Origin of the sequence: Pseudomonas poae, from assembly GCA_028869255.1 — a bacterium.
Lineage (GTDB): Bacteria > Pseudomonadota > Gammaproteobacteria > Pseudomonadales > Pseudomonadaceae > Aquipseudomonas > Aquipseudomonas poae_C.
This window is the reverse complement of sequence record CP110972.1, coordinates 4,653,808-4,673,070: the sequence shown is the minus strand read 5'-3', so window position 1 is coordinate 4,673,070 and position 19,263 is coordinate 4,653,808. Positions and strand designations below refer to the sequence as shown.

General features: G+C 62.3%; 15 protein-coding genes and 2 pseudogenes. 10 read left to right on the top strand and 7 right to left on the bottom strand.

Features of this window, described 5'->3' with window-relative positions; translation table 11 throughout:
- Positions 1-66: 66 nt before the first annotated feature.
- The 3 genes from LRS56_21210 (at position 67) to dacB (ending at position 5,213) form a co-directional block, all read left to right on the top strand.
- Entirely contained in the window at positions 67-1,002 is a 936-nt protein-coding gene (locus LRS56_21210; GenBank protein ID WDU61336.1) for a glutathione S-transferase family protein, read from the top strand.
- A 110-nt stretch (positions 1,003-1,112) separates the two neighbouring features.
- Positions 1,113-3,533 carry a TonB-dependent receptor gene (locus tag LRS56_21205; protein ID WDU61335.1) on the top strand — a complete coding sequence of 807 codons (2,421 nt, stop codon included), beginning with the start codon at positions 1,113-1,115 and terminating at the stop codon, positions 3,531-3,533.
- Between the two features lie 222 nt (positions 3,534-3,755).
- Positions 3,756-5,213 carry a D-alanyl-D-alanine carboxypeptidase/D-alanyl-D-alanine-endopeptidase gene (dacB, locus tag LRS56_21200; protein ID WDU61334.1) on the top strand — a complete coding sequence of 486 codons (1,458 nt, stop codon included), beginning with the start codon at positions 3,756-3,758 and terminating at the stop codon, positions 5,211-5,213.
- A 1-nt stretch (position 5,214) separates the two neighbouring features.
- On the opposite strand, the gene LRS56_21195 is transcribed toward dacB, so the two are convergent.
- Entirely contained in the window at positions 5,215-5,994 is a 780-nt protein-coding gene (locus LRS56_21195; protein ID WDU61333.1) for an IclR family transcriptional regulator, read from the bottom strand.
- Positions 5,995-6,114: 120 nt separating this feature from the next.
- Here LRS56_21195 and hmgA point away from each other — a divergent pair, with 120 nt between their 5' ends.
- The 3 genes from hmgA to maiA are packed head-to-tail and all read left to right on the top strand — an operon-like array spanning position 6,115 to position 9,336.
- Positions 6,115-7,398, top strand: a complete 1,284-nt coding sequence (hmgA, locus tag LRS56_21190) for a homogentisate 1,2-dioxygenase (GenBank protein WDU61332.1) — start codon at positions 6,115-6,117, stop codon at positions 7,396-7,398.
- 3 nt (positions 7,399-7,401) lie between these two features.
- Positions 7,402-8,688, top strand: a complete 1,287-nt coding sequence (fahA, locus tag LRS56_21185) for a fumarylacetoacetase (protein ID WDU61331.1) — start codon at positions 7,402-7,404, stop codon at positions 8,686-8,688.
- Between the two features lie 12 nt (positions 8,689-8,700).
- Positions 8,701-9,336, top strand: a complete 636-nt coding sequence (maiA, locus tag LRS56_21180; GenBank protein ID WDU61330.1) for a maleylacetoacetate isomerase — start codon at positions 8,701-8,703, stop codon at positions 9,334-9,336.
- Between the two features lie 84 nt (positions 9,337-9,420).
- Here the strand turns inward: maiA and LRS56_21175 are convergent.
- Positions 9,421-10,223 (bottom strand): annotated as a pseudogene (locus LRS56_21175) (hypothetical protein).
- A gap of 186 nt (positions 10,224-10,409) precedes the next feature.
- Here LRS56_21175 and LRS56_21170 point away from each other — a divergent pair.
- Positions 10,410-11,429, top strand: coding sequence for an amino acid dehydrogenase (locus LRS56_21170; GenBank protein WDU61329.1), 1,020 nt, complete (start codon positions 10,410-10,412; stop codon positions 11,427-11,429).
- 55 nt (positions 11,430-11,484) lie between these two features.
- On the opposite strand, the gene LRS56_21165 is transcribed toward LRS56_21170, so the two are convergent.
- Positions 11,485-11,745 (bottom strand): YebG family protein, encoded by a 261-nt coding sequence (locus LRS56_21165; GenBank protein ID WDU61328.1) that lies wholly within the window; start codon positions 11,743-11,745, stop codon positions 11,485-11,487.
- A 383-nt stretch (positions 11,746-12,128) separates the two neighbouring features.
- Between LRS56_21165 and LRS56_21160 the strand changes: the two genes are divergently transcribed.
- Positions 12,129-12,617, top strand: a complete 489-nt coding sequence (locus LRS56_21160) for a phosphate-starvation-inducible PsiE family protein (protein ID WDU61327.1) — start codon at positions 12,129-12,131, stop codon at positions 12,615-12,617.
- Here the strand turns inward: LRS56_21160 and LRS56_21155 are convergent.
- From LRS56_21155 to LRS56_21145, 3 genes and pseudogenes are all read right to left on the bottom strand, one after another.
- Entirely contained in the window at positions 12,614-12,931 is a 318-nt protein-coding gene (locus tag LRS56_21155) for a DUF3509 domain-containing protein (protein WDU61326.1), read from the bottom strand. The genes LRS56_21160 and LRS56_21155 overlap by 4 nt on opposite strands.
- A 295-nt stretch (positions 12,932-13,226) precedes the next feature.
- A complete protein-coding gene (locus LRS56_21150; GenBank protein WDU61325.1) occupies positions 13,227-14,513 on the bottom strand; it encodes a serine/threonine transporter in 1,287 nt (428 codons plus the stop codon).
- A 61-nt stretch (positions 14,514-14,574) separates the two neighbouring features.
- A pseudogene (locus LRS56_21145) lies at positions 14,575-15,950 on the bottom strand (L-serine ammonia-lyase).
- A gap of 137 nt (positions 15,951-16,087) precedes the next feature.
- Here LRS56_21145 and LRS56_21140 point away from each other — a divergent pair.
- Together LRS56_21140 and LRS56_21135 are read left to right on the top strand one after the other, a co-directional pair.
- On the top strand, positions 16,088-17,035 hold the full coding sequence (locus LRS56_21140; GenBank protein ID WDU61324.1) for a LysR substrate-binding domain-containing protein: 948 nt from the start codon (positions 16,088-16,090) through the stop codon (positions 17,033-17,035).
- A gap of 212 nt (positions 17,036-17,247) precedes the next feature.
- Entirely contained in the window at positions 17,248-17,658 is a 411-nt protein-coding gene (locus LRS56_21135; GenBank protein WDU61323.1) for an HPF/RaiA family ribosome-associated protein, read from the top strand.
- Positions 17,659-17,711: 53 nt separating this feature from the next.
- Here the strand turns inward: LRS56_21135 and LRS56_21130 are convergent, their stop codons facing one another.
- A complete protein-coding gene (locus tag LRS56_21130; protein ID WDU61322.1) occupies positions 17,712-19,223 on the bottom strand; it encodes an MFS transporter in 1,512 nt (503 codons plus the stop codon).
- Positions 19,224-19,263: the final 40 nt, after the last annotated feature.

Here is a 19,263-nt window from a genome sequence, read left to right as displayed (position 1 = left end):
TCCCATCGCTCCCCTTTACGTGGTTGCAGGCTAAGCTAGCGGCTCACCTATCGAGCGGAGCCTGGCATGTCTGAGTTGATCCTCCACCACTACCCGCAGTCCCCCTTCGCTGAAAAAGCCCGCCTGCTGCTGGGCTTCAAGGGCTTGTCCTGGAACTCGGTGCATATCTCGCCGGTGATGCCCAAGCCTGATCTCACCGCCCTCACCGGTGGCTATCGCAAGACGCCGGTGCTGCAAGTCGGCGCCGATATCTATTGCGACACCGCGTTGATCGCCCGCCGTCTGGAGCAGGAAAAGTCCGCACCGGCGCTGTTTCCCCAGGGCTTGGAACTGGTCACCCAAGGCTTCGCCGCGTGGGCCGATTCTGTGGTGTTTTCGCATGCCGTGGCGCTGGTGTTCCAGCCTGAATCCCTGGCCGTCAAATTCGCCAAGGTACCGCCGCAGATGATTGAGGTGCTGGTGGCCGACCGCAGCAAGCTGTTCAGCGGTGGCACCGCGGCCCGCGTGCAATTGGATCAGGCCAAGCATCAATGGCCGGCGATTGTCGGGCGTATCGAGCAGCAACTGCAGCACGCGCCGGGGGATTTCCTGTTCGGCGCGCCGTCGATTGCCGACTTTGCCCTGGCGCATCCCCTGTGGTTTCTCAAAGGCTCGTCCGTGACGGCACCATTGGTCGACGCCCATTCGGCCGTCGCCGCCTGGCTGGACCGAGTGCTCAGTTTCGGCCATGGCACTGCCACCCAAATGAGTGCCGAGCAAGCGCTGGACGTAGCGCGTAACGCGACCCCCGCTGTGCTGCCGGAGGAGGTATTCGAGGATTTGAACGGCTTCAAGGCCGGCCAGCCCGTCACCATTTGCGCAACTGACTACGGCACCGACCCGGTGGCCGGTGAGTTGCTGTTTGCCGGGCGTGAGGAACTGATCCTACGGCGTACCGACGAACGTGCCGGCACCGTACACGTGCATTTCCCACGCATGGGGTTTCGCATTCAGGCGCAATAAATAAAAAATAATTGCAAACAAAGGTGAGGTAAATCGTCAGCCCATCCGTGTAGTGCATGAAACTGCGATCTATTCGCATTAACAGCGTTTTCTACACGGGTTCTCACAGCATGAAGTCGATGGCGGGCGGTTTGGTTAAACAGTGGCTGGGAGCCTCGGTATTGGTGGTGTCGGGGCTGGCGTTGCTGCCCCTTTGCGTCGCGCAGGCGCAGGAGCAGCAAAGCGCCCAGTTCACCTTTGCCCTGGCAGCCAAACCGCTGCCCCAGGCATTGAGCGATTTCAGTCGGGTTACCGGGATCAGCGTGATCTACACCGACGAAGCGCCCTACGGCCTCAGCGCCCCGGCAGTCAGCGGGCAAATGAGCGCGACTCAGGCATTGCAACGCCTGCTGGGCAACTCCGGCTTCACCTTCCGCCAGATCGACGCCCGCACCCTGGCCCTGGAGCCCGTGCCCACCGAAGGCGCGCTGAACCTTGGCGCCACCACCATCAGCGGCGCCAGCCAGGCCCAGGACAGCACCAGCTACCAGCCGCCGCCCACCAGTTCGGTAATGCGTTCCCACGGCCTGCTGCTGGAAACCCCGCAGACCGTCAACGTGGTGCCGGCCCAGGTGCTGCGCGACCAGACCCCGCGCAATCTGGATGACGCCCTGGCCAATATCAGCGGCATCACCCAGGCCAATACCTTGGCCAGTACCCAGGACGCGGTGATGCTGCGCGGCTTTGGCGACAACCGTAACGGCTCGATCATGCAGGACGGCATGCCGCTGGTTCAGGGCCGTGCGCTGAACTCCACCGCCGAGCGCGTTGAAGTGCTCAAGGGCCCGTCGTCGTTGCTGTATGGCATTCAGGACCCGGGCGGCGTGGTGAACATCGTCAGCAAAAAGCCGCAACTGACCCAGGCCACTTCCCTGACCGTGCGCGGCTCGACCTTCGGCGATGGTAAGAACGGCAGCGGCGGCAACCTCGACACCACCGGCCCCATTGGGGATTCGGGCCTGGCCTATCGCTTGATCGTCGACCACGAAGACGAAGACTACTGGCGTAATTTCGGCACCCACCGCGAGACGCTGGTGGCACCGTCGCTGGCCTGGTTTGGCGATACCACCAAGCTGTTGTTTGCCTACGAGCACCGCGAGTTTCTCTCGCCGTTCGACCGTGGCACGGCCATCGACCCCAAGACCAACCACCCGTTGGATATCCCGGCGACCCGACGCCTGGACGAGCCATTCAACAACATGGAAGGCCGTTCCGACCTGTACCGCTTTGAAGCCGACCATGACCTGAACGACGACTGGAAAGCCCATTTCGGCTACAGCTGGAACCGCGAAACCTACGACGCCAGCCAGGTGCGTGTCAGCGCGGTGAATAGCAACGGCACCTTGACGCGCAAGATGGACGGCACCAAGGGCGCGATCACCACCGACCGCTTCACCACCGCCAGCCTGGAAGGCAAGGTCAACGTGCTGGGCATGCAGCATGACCTGGTGTTCGGTCTGGATGACGAATACCGCAAGATCTACCGCGCCGACCTGATTCGTCAGAATTCACGCGGCACTTTCAATTACCTGAACCCGGTGTATGGCAACGAAGTCGCAGGCACCACCGTCAGCGCCGCCGACAGCGCCCAGACCGACCTGCTGCGCAGCGACTCGCTGTTCTTCCAGGACGCCATCCACCTGACCGACCAGTGGATCTTCGTGGCCGGTGCGCGCTACCAGATGTATGACCAATACGCGGGCAAAGGCGTGCCATTCAAGGCCAACACCGACGGCAACGGCCAGGCGTGGGTGCCGCGTGCCGGGCTGGTGTACCGCTACACCGATGAATTGTCGTTCTACGGCAGCTACACCGAGTCGTTCAAGCCCAACTCCACCATTGCCGCGTTGGCCGATGGCAGCACGTTGACCGGCGACCTCACGCCTGAGAAATCCAAATCCTGGGAACTGGGCGCCAAGCTCGATATCCCTGGGCGCATCACCGCCAGCGCCGCGTTGTTCAATATCGACAAGCGCAATGTGCTGGTGTCGGTGGGGTCCGGTGCGAACACCATCTACAGCATTGCCGGGCAAGTGCGTTCGCGTGGCCTGGAACTGGATGCCACCGGCCAGTTGACCGACCAGTGGAGTGTGATCGGCAGCTACGCCTACACCGATGCCCTGGATGTGAAAGACAAAGACCCGACGCTGGAAGGCAACCGCCTGCAGAACGTGGCCAAGCATACCGGCTCGCTGTCGGTGGCCTACGACTTCGGCAACATCTTCGGCGGCGACCAGTTGCGCGTGGGCACCGGTGCGCGGTATGTGGGTGAGCGCGCTGGCGATGCCGCCAACGACTTCACCCTGCCGGGCTACACCGTGGCGGATGCATTCGCCACCTACGACACCAAAATCGACGGGCAGAAGGTCAAGTTCCAGCTCAACGTGAAGAACATGTTCGACCGCGTTTACTACACTTCGGCGGCCAGCCGGTTGTTTGTGTCCATGGGCGACGCACGGCAGGTGTCGGTGTCGAGCACGCTGGAGTTCTAGGATCACTGCGATAACCTGTGGCGAGCATTGCTCTTGTGGCGAGCGGGCTTGCCCGCGTTGGAGTGCGAAGCACTCCCAATCCGAGCACCTTGGTGTACCAGGAAGACAGCGTTAGCGGGTTTTTGGGCCGCTGCGCAGCCCAACGCGGGCAAGCCCGCTCGCCACAATTAGAGGGAGCTGTTAGCGTTGCCGCCATTGACGGCTTTACGGAACACAACGCTGATGCACTTTGGAAGACCGTTACACGCCGGCATGCTGCTGGCCGGCTTGATTTTTTTGCTGGGCGGTTGCGCGAGCGTTTCGCCGACTGCCACCTCGTCAACCCTGGACCACCTGTTGGCCGACCCGGCGCTGCACGGCGCCACCGTCTCGCTGATGGTGCGCGACGCCCGCAGCGGCACCACCCTCTATCAGCACAACCCGCGCACGCGGCTGATCCCGGCCTCCAACCTCAAGCTGCTCACCACCGCTGCGGCGATGGATGTGCTGGGGCCGCAGTACCGGTTTTCTACCCAACTGTTAAGCAATGGCACCCGGCAGGGCGAGCGCCTCAGTGGCAACCTGTATCTGCGCGGCCTGGGCGACCCCACCACGCAGTTTGCCGATTACCAGGCATTGGCCGCCCAACTGGCCAGCCAGGGCGTGCGGCAGGTGCAGGGTGATCTGGTGTTCGACGACAGCTGGTTCGACGCCGAACGGTTGGGGGTGGACTGGGCCCAGGACGACGAAAGCACCTACTACGGCGCGCAGATTTCGGCGCTGACCGTGTCACCCAATTCCGATTTTGATGCGGGCACTTTACTGGTCACTGCCCGGGCGCCAGCGGCGGTCGGCCATCCGGTAAGTGTGGCGATCAGCCCGGCGACCGACTATGTGCAACTGAGCAATCGCGCCGTCAGCGGCCCCGGCAACAGCTACGCCATCACCCGCCAGCACGGCACCAACCTGCTGCAACTCACGGGCGCACTGGCGCCGGGCAGCCAAAGCCGACAATGGGTCAGTGTGTGGGAGCCGACGCAGTTGGTGGCCAACCTGTTTGAGCAGGCGTTGGCGCAGCAGGGCATTCAGGTGCTGGGCCGGCGGGTGATGGGTGGCGCAAGCCCCGCGACCGCCACGCTATTGGCCGAGCATCAATCGGCGCCGTTGCAGGACTTGATCACCCCGTTGCTCAAACTCTCGAACAACAACATGTCCGAAGCGTTGCTAAAGGCCATGGGGCGCAAGACCGCGAATGCCGGCACTGCGCAGGCGGGGATTGCAGCGGTGGCGGCGTTCATGACGCGACAGCGCATGGACCCGATGACATTGAGCCAGGTCGACGGCTCGGGCTTGTCGCGACGCAACCTGGTGTCGTCGCAGACCCTGACCGACCTGCTGCTGGCGACGGCCAAACAACCCTGGTTCGGCGCCTGGTACGCGGCGTTGCCGATTGCCGGGAATGCCGACCGCATGACCGGTGGCAGCCTGCGTTATCGCCTGCGTGGCACCGCTGCGGAAAATAACCTGCACGGCAAGACCGGGTCGATGGCCGGCGTGTCGTCATTGAGCGGCTACATCACCGACGCCGAGGGGCGGCGCCTGGTGTTCTCGATGATCAGCAATAACTACGTGAGCGATGCGGCGCCCATCCGCGCACTGGAGAACCGCGTAGCGCTGGCCCTGACCCAGTGGCACGACTAGCTCAGGGCTGATAGCCCATGCGCCAGCTGACGGCCCGGGTCGCGGCCAGCAGGCGCTGGGCCGCCGGGCCATCTTCGTCGGCGTGGAACAGCGAGGTGGGCCCCACCACCGTCATCACCGCCGCCACTTGCCCTACCGCGTTGAACACCGGTGCCGACAAGGCATCCACCCCGGGCATCAGCAAGCCATGCACAAAGTGCAGGCCGCGCTGGCGGATCTGTTCACAGGCGCTGGCGTAGGCATCGTCGTCCGCCAGGGCGTGGGCGATACCGGCCTGGATCTCACGCGCACGCAGTTCGACGGTTTCCCGTGATGGCAGGAACGCACTGAACACCAGCCCGGTGGACGAGCTGAGCAACGGCAGCACCGAACCCAACTGCGTGACCACGGTAACAGCGCGCACCGCCGGCTCGATCTGCACCACGGTCGCGCCCTGGTTGCCCCACACCGCCAGAAAGCAGGTTTCATTCAATTCGTCGCGCAACTCGGCCAGCGGCATCGCGCCGACTTTCAGCACATCCATGCTGCCCAGCGCCGCCAAGCCCACGCGCAACGCCTCGCGGCCCAGGCCGTAATGGTTGGTGGCGGTGTTCTGTTCGGCAAACCCCGAGGCAATCAACGCCTGCAAATAACGGTGCACCTTGCTCGCTGGCATCTGCACATGCTCGGCCAGGCGCGACAGCGAAGTCGCGGGCGACAGTTCGGCCAGGGCCTTGAGGATATCGGTGCCCACTTCAGCCGAGCGGACTTTCTGTTTACCGGTGTCGCGGGGCTTTTCCATGGAGGGGCGAGAATCCGAGAGATGAATGGGCGTCTTTATAGCTTGACGGTCGATAGTGATCAAATTACGTTATGCGTAACTGGATTACGATAAAAACAACTTCCGCACAGAGGATGATCCATGGACCTCGAATACCTGTCGGGCTTTGGCAATGAATTTGCCAGCGAAGCCCTGCCTGGCGCGCTGCCCGTCGGCCAGAACTCGCCGCAAAAAGCCCCGTACGGCCTGTACACCGAGCTGTTCTCCGGCACCGCTTTCACCATGGCGCGCAGCGAAGCCCGTCGCACCTGGCTGTACCGCATCCAGCCGTCGGCCAATCACCCGGCGTTCGAAAAGCTTGCGCGGCAACTGGCCGGTGGGCCACTGGGCGCAGTTACGCCGAACCGGTTGCGCTGGAACCCGCTGGATATCCCGAGCGAGCCGACGGACTTTATTGATGGTCTTGTAGGGATGGTCGCCAACTCCGGGTCGGAAAAACCCTCAGCTATCAGCATCTACAACTACCGCGCCAACCGCTCGATGGAGCGCGTGTTCTTCAATGCCGACGGCGAACTGTTGATCGTTCCAGAGCAGGGCCGCCTGCGCATCGCCACCGAATTGGGCGTGCTGGAGGTCGAACCGCTGGAAATCGTGGTGCTGCCGCGTGGCCTCAAATTCCGTGTCGAACTGCTGGATGCGCAAGCACGCGGCTATGTCGCGGAAAACCACGGCGCGCCGCTGCGCCTGCCGGACCTGGGCCCGATCGGCAGCAACGGCCTGGCCAACCCGCGTGATTTCCTCACCCCGGTTGCCCACTACGAAGACCTGAAGCGCCCTACACCGCTGGTACAGAAATTCCTCGGTGAGCTGTGGGCCTGCGAATTGGACCATTCGCCGCTGAACGTGGTGGCCTGGCACGGAAACAACGTGCCGTACAAATACGACCTGCGCCGCTTCAACACCATCGGCACCGTGAGCTTCGATCACCCCGACCCGTCGATCTTCACCGTCCTGACCTCGCCCACCAGCGTGCACGGCCTGGCCAACCTCGACTTCGTGATCTTCCCGCCGCGCTGGATGGTGGCCGAGAACACCTTCCGGCCGCCGTGGTTCCACCGCAACCTGATGAACGAATACATGGGGCTGATCCAGGGCGCCTACGACGCCAAGGCCGAAGGCTTCCTGCCCGGCGGCGCGTCGCTGCACAGCTGCATGAGTGCCCACGGCCCGGACGGCGAGACCTGCACCAAAGCCATCAACGGGGAACTGGCGCCGCACAAGATCGATAACACCATGGCCTTTATGTTCGAGACCAGCCAAGTGCTGCGGCCCACCCAGTTCGCGCTGGAGTGCCCGCAATTGCAACCCACCTACGACGCGTGCTGGGCCTCGCTGCCCGCCACCTTCAACCCGAACCGGAGATAACCCATGACGCAGCCAACACTTACCCGCAGCTGGGTGGCCTCCGCCAACGGTCACCCCGACTTCCCGCTGCAGAACCTGCCGCTGGGTGTGTTCAGCATCAACGGCTCGGCACCGCGCAGCGGCGTGGCGATTGGCGAGGCGATCCTCGACCTGCATGCCGCACTGGACGAGTTTGACGGTGAAGCGCGGCGCGCCGTTGAAGCCACCGTCGACGGCCGACTGAACGCGTTCTTCGAACTGGGCCGTGGCCCGCGTGTAGCCTTGCGCGAACGCCTGCTGGAACTGCTGGCCGAAGGCAGCAAGCTGCAAACCCGTGAGGCGCAGGTGCTGCACCGCGCCGCCGAGTGCCAGATGCACCTGCCGGCCAGCATCAGCGACTACACCGACTTCTATGTCGGCATCGAGCATGCGCAAAACGTCGGCAAATTGTTCCGCCCCGACAACCCCTTGCTGCCGAACTACAAATACGTGCCGATCGGCTATCACGGTCGTGCCTCGACCATTCGCCCGTCGGGCACCGAGGTCCGTCGCCCCAAAGGCCAGACCCTGCCGGCGGGCCAGACTGAGCCGAGCTTCGGCCCCTGCGCACGGCTGGACTACGAACTGGAGTTGGGCATTTGGATCGGCCAGGGCAATGCCATGGGCGACTCGATTGCGATTGGCGATGCGGCTGAGCATATCGCCGGTTTCTGCCTGCTTAACGACTGGTCGGCGCGGGATATCCAGGCGTGGGAGTACCAGCCGCTCGGGCCGTTTTTGTCGAAAAGCTTTATCACCACGATCTCGCCGTGGGTGGTCACCGCCGAAGCGCTGGAGCCGTTCCGTAAAGCCCAGCCGGCGCGCCCCGCTGGCGACCCGCAACCGCTACCGTACCTGCTGGATCCACGGGATCAGGCGGCCGGCGCGCTGGATATCGAACTCGAAGTGCTGCTGAGCACCGCGTCGATGCGCGAGCAAAACCTGCCAGCCCATCGCCTGGCCCTGAGCAACAGCCTGCATATGTACTGGACTGTCGCGCAATTGGTGGCGCACCACAGCGTCAATGGCTGCCAGCTGCAGGCTGGCGACCTGTTTGGCTCGGGCACTTTGTCGGGGCCGCAGCCGGGGCAATTCGGCAGCCTGCTGGAGATGACTGAAGGCGGTAAAAAGCCGGTCGAATTGCCTTCCGGCGAGGTACGTAAATTCCTCGAAGACGGCGACGAAATCATCCTGCGCGCGCGTTGCAGCCGCGAAGGCTTTGCCTCCATCGGCTTCGGCGAATGCCGTGGCACCGTGGTCGCGGCGCGCTGAGAGGGCAGGGCGATGCAACTCTATACCTACTACCGTTCCACCTCGTCATACCGGGTGCGAATTGCCCTGGCACTCAAGGGGTTGGACTTCACCGCGGTGCCGGTGAACCTGCTGGTTCCGGCCGGTGGCGCCAATCGTCAGCCGGAGTATCTGGCGATCAACCCGCAGGGCCGCGTGCCGGCCTTGCGTACCGAGGAGGGCGAGCTGCTGATTCAGTCCCCGGCGATCATCGAATACCTGGACGAACGTTATCCACAGGTGGCGCTGCGTTCCACGGATTTGGCAACCCGCGCCCATGAGCGTGCGGTGGCCTCGATCATCGGTTGCGATATTCACCCGCTGCACAACTCCAGCACCCAGAACCTGCTGCGCCAGTGGGGGCACGATGAGGCTCAGCTGCTGGAGTGGATCGGGCATTGGATCAACCAGGGGCTGGGGGCTGTGGAGCAGTTGATTGGCGACAAGGGCTTTTGCTTTGGCGAGCAGCCGGGCCTGGCGGACGCGTTTCTGATACCGCAGTTGTATGCGGCGGAGCGCTTCAAGGTGCCATTGGCGGAGTACCCACGCATCGGAAGGGTGGCGGCGCTGGCGGCGCAGCATCCGGCGTTTATCCAGGCCCACCCGGCGAACCAGCCTGACACCCCATGAATCCCCGGGCTTGCGCCGCTTAGGTGTGAGCGGGCATGCCCGCTGGCCACAATAAGAAGTCAGGTGCCAAAAAAGTAGTGGTTTTTAATGCACTACTGAATTGGGCGGCAGATGCCCCAGCCGCTCGGTCAGGCGCAGGCGCTGGATCGGATCTTCGCTGAGCATCAAGGCGTGTTCCAGGTCGAAGCGTTCGGCGTTCGGGCAATCGAGGCGTTGATACAGGCTGGCCCGGGCGAGGTAATCGGCGGCACTGGCATTGCCCAGTTCCAGCACGCGTTCGGCGTCGACCAGGGCGGCTAACGGGTTGTCATTGGCCAGGTGCAACTGGCGCAGGTTGCGCGACAAGCGTTGCAGGATCGAACGCGGCGCGGCGGTGTGCAGGTGGTCGGCCTGCAACGTGAGGTTGGGGCCGTACTGGCGCTGCAGCAACTCGCGGCAATCGTTGGGGTACAGGCGTCGACCGCCGCAGGGGTCCAGCAGATGATCGGCGCCGGGTACCCGCAACAGGAAGTGGCCGGGGAAGTTGACGCCGACCATGGGGATATCCAGGCGGCGCGCCAGTTCCATGGCAATCAGGCCCATGGCCAGGGGTTGCCCGCGTTTGCGTTGCAAGACCTTGTCCAGCAGGGCAGCGGCGGGGCGCAGGGGCGTGAAGTCATCCTGGGCAAACCCCAGGTCATTCATGCGCCGCAGCAGCGGTTGGCCCAGTTCATCCGCCGGCAGCATGGGCATGCTCACGCTGACCTGTTGCTGCAGCACGCTCAGCTCCTGCAGGATCAGCAACGGCTGCACCGCCGGGTCATGCTCGGCAGCAATCCACAGCGCGGCTTCAAACAGCGCAGGGGGGAACGTTCCAGGCAGGCGAAAAAGGCTTTGCGGGGATTCATTGCATTCTCCGGCGGATGCCCCCGTTTTAGCCTTGCTGGGAATTTTCGTCCAGTGGCTTAAGAGATATCCCATCGGCTTATGTCGCAGAGCCAGCAAAACCGGGCGGCTTATTCCAGCGTACTTCGGCAGTTTTCTGCCGCCAGCCTATACTTGGCGACTACAAACAGTGATCCGGGAGCTCGACGATGTTTGCTCTCATGCACAGCACCCGCCTTGAATCGCTGCACCTGAGCATCGACCCGGTGACGGGGTTGAAGGCGGTCATAGCCATCCACAGCGGCCGCCTTGGTCCCGCCTTGGGCGGCTGTCGTTACCTCTCATACCCCGACGACGAAAGTGCCGTGGCGGATGCCGCGCGCCTGGCCCAGGGCATGAGCTACAAGGCGGCGCTGGCCGGCTTGCCGGTGGGCGGCGCTACGGCGGTGATCCTGCGCCCCGCCCATGTGGAAAACCGGGCGGCGCTGTTTGAAGCGTTCGGCCGTTGCATCGAGCAACTGGACGGGCGCTACATTACCGCCACCGACAGCGGCACTTCGGTGGCCGACATGGACTGCATCGCCCAACACACCCGCTTCGTCACCAGCACCACCGCCGCGGGCGACCCCTCGCCCCACGCCGCCATGGGGGTATTTGCCGGCATCCGCACCACTGCCATGGCCCGCCTGGGCAGCGACAACCTCGAAGGCTTGCGCGTGGCGGTTCAGGGCCTGGGCAACGTCGGTTATGCCCTGGCCGAACAACTGCACGCGGCCGGTGCCGAATTGCTGGTGAGCGATATCGACCACGGCAAGGTGCAACTGGCCATGGAGCAACTCGGCGCCCACCCCATCGCCAACGACGCCTTGCTCAGCACCCCGTGCGACATCCTTGCACCGTGCGGCGTCGGCTCAGTGTTCAATCGCCAGAGCGTCGGCCAACTGCGCTGCGCCGCCGTCGCCGGTTCCGCCAGTGCGCAATTGACCAACCTGCAAGTGGCCGACCAACTCGAAGGGCGTGGCATCCTTTATGCACCGGACTACGTAATCAACTCTGGTGGCCTGATCTACGTCGCCCTTAAGCACGGCGGCGCCGAGCTGCCGACCATCACCGCGCACCTGTCGAACATCGGCACGCGCCTGACTGAAATCTTCGCCCACGCCCAAGCCGAAAAACGCTCCCCCGCACGGGTTGCGGATGAACTGGCCGAGCGCCTGCTCTACAAATAGACCCGCTATTAAAAAGGCCCTGAATCAATGATTCAGGGCCTGTTCAATTCGGGCTTTATTCCGCGGGTGCATTCAGCAACTCGGACAACGCGTCCGGCTGGCTCTTGAACGCCTTGGCAAATACATCGCGATTCTTCGCCATGTAAATCCCGGCTTCCTCCACCTGCTGCTCGCTCAGGGACGGCACGGCTTTTTGCAACACTTCTGCCAGCAACTCAGCGAGTTCAAGCATCTTGTCATGACGGTCAGCTTCGGCTTTATCCATGAACAAACGCTCCAGATCTCGGCTGCTGCGGTATACCACTTCGACGGCCATTCACCACCTCACATGCCTTCACGATAGTTGTCTTTTGCGACTACTGTATTTATATACAGCAAAAAGAGTAAGCCAAACCGTGGGGTTTGGGTAGCAGTTTTTTAATGTAGCCGGGAAATAGGGGTTTGCTACACCAAATTACACACCGGCTTCATATCCATGAAGAGCGTGGCGAGCGAGCTTGCTCGCGTTGGGCTGCGCAGCAGCCCCAATTCCCCCAGATCAATCCAGGTGCCAGGTTAAGCAGGCGACGGGAAGAATCTGTGCCTCATATCACGCGGCCACCATCTCACTTCCCAGCCTCTGGCCTTTTTTCTGCATGCAGAACAACCGTCACGTCCAACCCGCATTATCCGGTCGAGTCGACCTAAGGAAACATCATCGTGAAAATCAACTGGGCCGAAAGGCTGCGCCAGAATGTCCATGGGCTGGCCGAGTCGCTGGGTAACCTGTTTGTCGAGTCGTTTCACTACCTGGCGCTGTTCGCCATTGGTGCGGTGACCGCGTGGGCGGCGGTCATGGAATTTCTGGGGATGCTGGAGAACGGGCATATCAAGATCGATGACATCTTGCTGCTGTTCATCTACCTGGAATTGGGCGCCATGGTCGGGATTTATTTCAAGACCAACCACATGCCAGTGCGCTTCCTGATCTACGTGGCGATCACGGCGCTGACGCGTCTGCTGATTTCCAACGTGTCGCACCACAACCCGCCAGATGTGGGAATCATCTACCTGTGTGGTGGGATTCTGCTGTTGGCGTTCGCGATTCTGGTGGTGCGGTATGCGTCGTCGGCTTTCCCCTCGGTGAAGGTCGAAGGCCCGCGTCGCAAGGGCGAGGCGAGCCTGGAAACCGAGAAGGGCGAGCTTTAAAGCCCGACGCTGAAGGGCAGGGTAGGGGCCGGCGGGCGCTGCAATATTTTGTGGCTGTCGCCGTCGGTCATCACCGCGAGGATTTCCATGGCGCTGTGGCCCTGCTCGATGGCAATGCCGAATTGAATGCTTTGCACCAGCCTTTTAAGCCGTTGCGGGTCGTTGCGTTGCTCGGCGCTGATCATGCGTTTGGCCACTACGCCCGTCTCATCCGAGAGGGTGAGCATGATGCTGCCGTCGAGCCGTTGAATGCTCAGGTTGACGCGGTATTTTGGGGTGAAGGTGTCGGTGATGATCTGAAAAGGATTGTCCATGGTGCGTTACCGCCTGATAAGAACATGCAGTCATTGACGACCGGTGTCTGGATTAGTTCGCATTGCCTGACCACCGGCCACTCCGTCGCTGAGGGTTTACAAGCTCCGTTTGCCTCATGGGCTGTACAGCAAGGGTCGTGCCGTACAGCCATCCATCTGGCAGTGATCATCCAATGTGGGAGGGGCTTGCCCCCGATAGCGGTGTGTCAGCCAATGAACGTTCAGCTGATACACCGCTATCGGGGCAAGCCCCTCCCACATTTGTTCCAGGGTGTGCTTGGGGCGGTGAGCTATTTCAGGGCAATACCGAGAAAACGATCGCAGACAGCGCAATCAAGCCGATCACCACCACAAACACGTTCGACACCTGGCCCGAATACTGGCGCAGCGATGGCACGCGGCGGATCGCGTACATCGGCATCAGGAACAGCAGGCACGCGATAATCGGGCCGCCCAGGGTCTCGATCATCCCCAGGATGCTCGGGTTGAAGGTGGCCACGGCCCAGCAGGTGAGCACCATGAACAGCGCGGTGCAGCGTTCCAGCCCTTTGGACGACATCGAGCGATTGCGCCCGCGCAGGGATTTGACGATCAGGCCCTGGAAGCCCTCGCTCGCGCCGATGTAATGGCCGAGGAAGGATTTGGTAATCGCCACCAGTGCGATCAGCGGTGCGGCGTAGGCGATCACCGGGGTCTGGAAGTGGTTGGCCAGGTACGACAGGATCGAAATGTTCTGGGCCTTGGCCGCTGCCAGGTCCGCCGGCGACAGTGCCAGTACGCAACTGAAGCAGAAGAACATCACCGTCAGCACCATCATGCCGTGGGCGGTGGCGAGGATGCCGCTGCTTTTGCGCTCGGCCTGAGCGCCGTACACGCGTTTCTGGTCAACCGCGAAGGCGGAAATGATCGGCGAGTGGTTGAACGAAAACACCATCACCGGGATCGCCAGCCACAGGGTCTTGAAGAACAGTGGCAGCGGCATGCCCTCGCCGGCGGAGGCGAAAAACGCGCCGTTCCAGTTGGGGATCAAGCTCACGGCCAGCAACAGCAGGGCGGCGACGAACGGGTACACCAGCACGCTCATGGCCTTGACGATCACGCCCTGGCCGCAATGCACAATGGCCATCAGGCCGAGGATCAGCACCAGTGACAGGATTGCCCGGGGCGGCGGCGTCATGTGCAGTTGGTGTTCCATAAAGCTGCCCAGGGTGTTGGTCAGCGCCACGCTGTACACCAGCAGGATCGGGAAGATCGCAAAGAAATACAGCAGGGTGATCAGCTTGCCTGCGCCGACGCCAAAATGCTCTTCGACCACTTCGGTAATGTCGCCGGATTTGCCCGACAGCACAAAGCGCGTCAGCCCACGGTGGGCGAAGAAGGTCATCGGGAAGGCCAGCAATGCCAGCACGATCAGCGGCCAGAAGCCACCGACCCCGGCATTGATCGGCAGGAACAGAGTGCCGGCGCCGATGGCGGTGCCGTAGAGGCCGAGCATCCAGGTGGTGTCGTGTTGGGTCCAGCCGGTTGTTTCGGTTGTTGCTACAGCAGGATTTTCGGCAGCAGGTGTACGTACATCAGTCATCGGTATTGCCTCGTTATTATTTTTGCGCGGGCTCACGTTGGGGCGGGCAGCAGTGCTCCGATCAGCACTCCACCCAGCTGACCGCCAGGCCGCCCCGTGAAGTTTCTTTGTATTTGTCATGCATATCGGCGCCGGTATCGCGCATGGTGCGGATCACCCGGTCGAGTGAAATAAAGTGTTTGCCATCACCGCGCAGGGCCATTTGCGTGGCGTTGATTGCCTTGACGGCGGCGATGGCGTTGCGCTCGATACAGGGCACCTGCACCAGGCCGCCGACCGGGTCGCAGGTCAGGCCGAGGTTGTGTTCCAGGCCGATTTCGGCGGCGTTTTCCAGCTGTTCCGGGGTGGCGCCGAGGATATCGGCCAGGCCGGCGGCGGCCATGGCGCAGGCTGAGCCGACTTCGCCCTGGCAGCCGACTTCGGCGCCGGAGATCGAGGCGTTTTTCTTGCAGAGAATGCCGACGGCGGCGGCGGCCAGGAAGAAATTGACGACATCATCGTCTGACGCGTCGGCATTGAACTTCATGTAGTAATGCAGCACCGCCGGGATGATCCCCGCCGCGCCATTGGTCGGCGCCGTGACCATGCGCCCGCCGGCGGCGTTTTCTTCGTTGACGGCGAGGGCGAACAGGTTGACCCACTCCATGGCCGACAAGGTTGAGGTGATCACGTTCGGTTTGCCGATTTCCAGCAGGCTGCGGTGCAATTTCGCGGCGCGGCGCGGCACATCCAGGCCACCGGGCAAGATGCCTTCATCGCGCAAGCCTTGCTCCACGCATTCGCGCATCACTGACCAGATATGCAAAAGGCCGCTGCGGATGTCTTCATCGCTGCGCCATGCGCGTTCGTTGGCCATCATCAGTTCGGAAACCCGCAGACCGTGCTTGTTGCACAAGGCCAGCAGCTCGGCTGCGCTGGAAAAGTCGTAGGGCAATTCAACATCGCTGGTCGGCGCGATGCCGGAGGCCGCTTCCGCTGCTTCGATGATGAAACCGCCGCCCACCGAGTAATACGTCTGCTCGCTCAGCAGGCCGTTTTCGCCATAGGCGTGCAGGGACATGGCATTGGGATGGTAGGGCAGGCTTTCGTCCAGCAGCAGGAGGTCGGTGTGCCAGTTGAAGGCAATTTCCTGGGTGCCTGCGAGCAGCAGTCGGCCGGATTCGCGCAGTTGTTGGATGCGTGCGTTGATCGAGGTGGGGTCGACCGTGTCCGGCCACTCGCCCATCAGGCCCATCACGCAGGCGCGGTCGGTGGCGTGGCCGATGCCGGTGGCGGACAGCGAACCGTACAGACGCACTTCGACACGTCGGGTTTGGCTGAGCAATTGGTGGTCGGCCAGGGCCTGGGCAAGGTTGCCGCCGCCCGCATAGGGCCGACGGTATGGGAGCTGGAGGGGCCGATGCCCACCTTGAATAGATCGAAAACACTGATAGCCATGCTAAAGCCTTACAAGCAATGGAGTAAAAATCGCTGCCATGTTTTGTAGGACAAGCGGAATTGGCGCGATACTGAGCCTCTGGAACGGCACTGACCAACGAATTATCCTAAGACACCCTTTAGCAGGACTAAACCCTATGACCCGGCCCCTCCATGGCCAGACGTATGTCTGGCTGCACGTTTTTTCCTGTGCTGCGCGGCATTTGTCGTTCACCCGCTGCGCCGAAGAACTGCACATCACACCCGGGGCGGTGAGCCAACAGATTCGCCAGTTGGAGGAGCGTTTGGGCTTTCGGCTGTTCCATCGACGCGCACGGGGCGTGGAGCTGAGTGCGGAGGGGCAACGGCTGGCGACCACGGTCGGGGAGGCTTACGGCAGCATCGATGCCGAATTGCAGCGGTTGGACGCGGGAATGATCAGCGGCACCCTGCGTTTGCGCTCGATTCCGTCGTTTCTGGGCAAATGGCTGACCCCGCGATTGCCGCGTTTGCAGCAACGTTTCCCGGATATCCAGCTGCGCATGGTCGCCGAAGACAGCAGCATCGCGCTGCACGAGGGGGACTTTGACCTGGCCATCGACTTGAATGACGGCAGCTACCCCGGCCTGTTATCCACAGCCTTGCTCGACGAACAGATTTTCCCGGTGTGTGCCCCCAGCCTGCTGCGCGGTCGGCCGCCGTTGCATGGCCCGGCCGACCTGGTGCATTTCCCGTTGCTGCACGACATCACCGCCTGGCGTGGGAGTTATGAGTATGCCGAGTGGGAGTTTTACCTGAATGCCATCGGCTACCACGATGCCGATGTGCGGCGCGGCCACACCTTCAACCGTAATCACCTGACCATCGAAGCCGCCATTGCCGGCATGGGCGTGGCCATCGCACGGCGGACCTTGCTCAACGATGAGCTGGAGCGCGGCACCTTGATCGTGCCATTCGGCCTGGCCGTACCCAACCACAAACGCTATGTGCTGCTGTATGCGCCGGGCGCTCTGAGCCATCCGGGCGTGCGTGTGGTGCATGACTGGCTGGTAGAGGAAGCGGGGATTTTTCGCGGCTTGCACCCGTTGGGGGAGGGGCAATTGTAAGGATTGTGGGACGTAAGAAGATGTAACTAACTCCCCACCCTAACAGCGTTTTTGCTTGTCGTCAGGGTTAATTTGTAATGTGGGATTTATCTTTGCAAAGGGGTTGAATTGTTCTTCCGAGTGCTCAATTGTGTAATCAAGAGGTCATGGTTTCACCACACCGGTGTTGCAGTTGTGACCTCTCGCGAGCTAGCTGAAATAAGGGAAGAACTATGCAAATCCAAGTCAATAGCGATAACCATATTGAAAGCAGCATCCGACTGGAGGAGTGGGTACGTAATACCATTGAAAGCACGCTCGAACGTTATGAAGAGGACCTGACCCGTGTGGAGGTCTACCTGCGGGATGAGAACGGCGACAAGCCCGGTCCCCACGATTTAAGTTGCCGTCTGGAAGCGCGGCCAAAAGGCCATCAACCGGTTTCGGTGCTGCACAAGGCCGATACCCTGGAGCAGGCGATCGACGGCGCCGCGACCAAGCTGGATCACGCGTTGGAACATCTGTTCGGCAGACTGCAAGGCAAGCCCCGCGCTGCTGCGAAAAATGTGCCGGCCAACAAAGTGAATGATGACGCGCTGGAAGAGGAATTCCTGGAAAACGAAAACGCTGCACTTAATAGCTGACAGTTTTTCAAACCCCACTCAAAACGGGCCTGCATCTGCAGGCCCGTTTTCGTTCAGCGGCGCTGCCTGAAGAAATACCCGCTCAATATCGCCAACCCGCCAGCGCCCACACCCGCAAACAGCATCGCCCAACCGGCGCCGTGGCGCAGAGTCGCCTGGGCCTGTGTGGGGGTCAAGCCCGGTGCGTCCAGCTTGCCTGCCGCAAGGTGTTGGCTGATCGCCGGCCAGTCCAGGGCTGTGGTGGCGGGTAGCAGACTGGCGAGGTGATGGCTGATCCCCAGCAACAGCACCAGGCCCATCAGCGCAATATTCAGTGCCAGGGTGATCAACCGCGCACTGAAGTCGATGCCGGAGGCCATGCCGGCGCGGTCGGCCGAAACCGAGCCGGTGGTGGTGTTGGTGGTGGGTGAGTTGGTCAGTGCCAGGCCCACGCCAGCGATCACACAGCTGAAGAGCACAAAGACGATGCTCGGTTGCTCAACGCTATTGGCTGCCGCCATGGCCATGAACCCCGTACCCATCAGGCCCAGGCCCACCGGGATAATGCGCTCGGCGCCATAGCGCAGGGCCAGGCGTTCGGCCAGCGGCGGCACCAGCAAGGTGGGCAAGGTATAGGCGAGCAGGGCGCCGCCGGTGGTCAGTGTGTCGTAGCCCAGGCCCGCCTGGAAATACAGCGGCAGGTAAATCATGAACGGCCAGAAGCTGAAGTTCATGCCGATCGAGCCCATCAGCGCGCCGTTGAAGCGCGGGATGCGGAACACCGAAAAATCGAACATCGGGTGGGCGCTGCGCCGCTCAATCAGGATAAACAGCAGCATGGCAGCCAGCGACACGCCTGCCCAGCCGAGCATGGCCAGTGTGCCAAAACCGTTTTCGCTGCCTTGGGTGATGAAGTACACCAACGCAAACACCGACAGCGTGAGGGTGAGCATGCCGGCGATGTCGAGGCGATGGCTGGCCGGATCGCGGGATTCCTGCACGCTCAGGCGCAGTAATACCAGGGTGATCAGCGTGAGCGGCACGTGCACGAGGAACACCCAGCGCCAGTCGGCGACGGCCAGAATCAGCGCGCCCACCATCGGCCCGAAGCCCAGGCCCACGCCTGCGATCACGCCCCAAATCGCGAAGGCTCGTGCACGCGCCGCCGGTTCGCGGAACTGGTGCGAAAGAATCGCGAACTGGCAGATCATCATCGCCCCGGCGCCCACGCCCTGAACGAAGCGTGCCGCAATCAGCCAGGAGGCATCGTTTGCCAGGCCACAGGCCAGCGAGGCCAAGCCAAACAGCCACAAGCACACCACCAGCACGCGCCGGCGACCAAAGCGGTCGGCCAGTGTACCTGCGGCCATTAACACGCTGGTGCAGGCCAGGGTGTAGGCGTTCATGATCCATTGCGCATCCTGGAACCCCGTGCCCAGTTGCTGTTCCAGTGTGGGCAGGATCACCGGCACGCTGGAGATTTCCAGGCCGAACATCAGGGCCACGAGGCAGACGGCGGTGAGGGCCATAGCATCTCTGGCGGTGCGAGCGGGGCTGGCGGCCGATAAGGTGGCGGCGGGTGGCATGGGGAATCTCCTGTGAATGGGGGGATCGGTTTATTCTCAG

Coding starts and splice junctions, on each gene's coding strand:
- LRS56_21210 (WDU61336.1), top strand. CDS start 67: ATGTCTGAGTTGATCCTCCACCACTACCCGCAGTCCCCCTTCGCTGAA.
- LRS56_21205 (WDU61335.1), top strand. CDS start 1,113: ATGAAGTCGATGGCGGGCGGTTTGGTTAAACAGTGGCTGGGAGCCTCG.
- dacB (WDU61334.1), top strand. CDS start 3,756: ATGCACTTTGGAAGACCGTTACACGCCGGCATGCTGCTGGCCGGCTTG.
- LRS56_21195 (WDU61333.1), bottom strand. CDS start 5,994: ATGGAAAAGCCCCGCGACACCGGTAAACAGAAAGTCCGCTCGGCTGAA.
- hmgA (WDU61332.1), top strand. CDS start 6,115: ATGGACCTCGAATACCTGTCGGGCTTTGGCAATGAATTTGCCAGCGAA.
- fahA (WDU61331.1), top strand. CDS start 7,402: ATGACGCAGCCAACACTTACCCGCAGCTGGGTGGCCTCCGCCAACGGT.
- maiA (WDU61330.1), top strand. CDS start 8,701: ATGCAACTCTATACCTACTACCGTTCCACCTCGTCATACCGGGTGCGA.
- LRS56_21170 (WDU61329.1), top strand. CDS start 10,410: ATGTTTGCTCTCATGCACAGCACCCGCCTTGAATCGCTGCACCTGAGC.
- LRS56_21165 (WDU61328.1), bottom strand. CDS start 11,745: ATGGCCGTCGAAGTGGTATACCGCAGCAGCCGAGATCTGGAGCGTTTG.
- LRS56_21155 (WDU61326.1), bottom strand. CDS start 12,931: ATGGACAATCCTTTTCAGATCATCACCGACACCTTCACCCCAAAATAC.
- LRS56_21150 (WDU61325.1), bottom strand. CDS start 14,513: ATGACTGATGTACGTACACCTGCTGCCGAAAATCCTGCTGTAGCAACA.
- LRS56_21140 (WDU61324.1), top strand. CDS start 16,088: ATGACCCGGCCCCTCCATGGCCAGACGTATGTCTGGCTGCACGTTTTT.
- LRS56_21135 (WDU61323.1), top strand. CDS start 17,248: ATGCAAATCCAAGTCAATAGCGATAACCATATTGAAAGCAGCATCCGA.
- LRS56_21130 (WDU61322.1), bottom strand. CDS start 19,223: ATGCCACCCGCCGCCACCTTATCGGCCGCCAGCCCCGCTCGCACCGCC.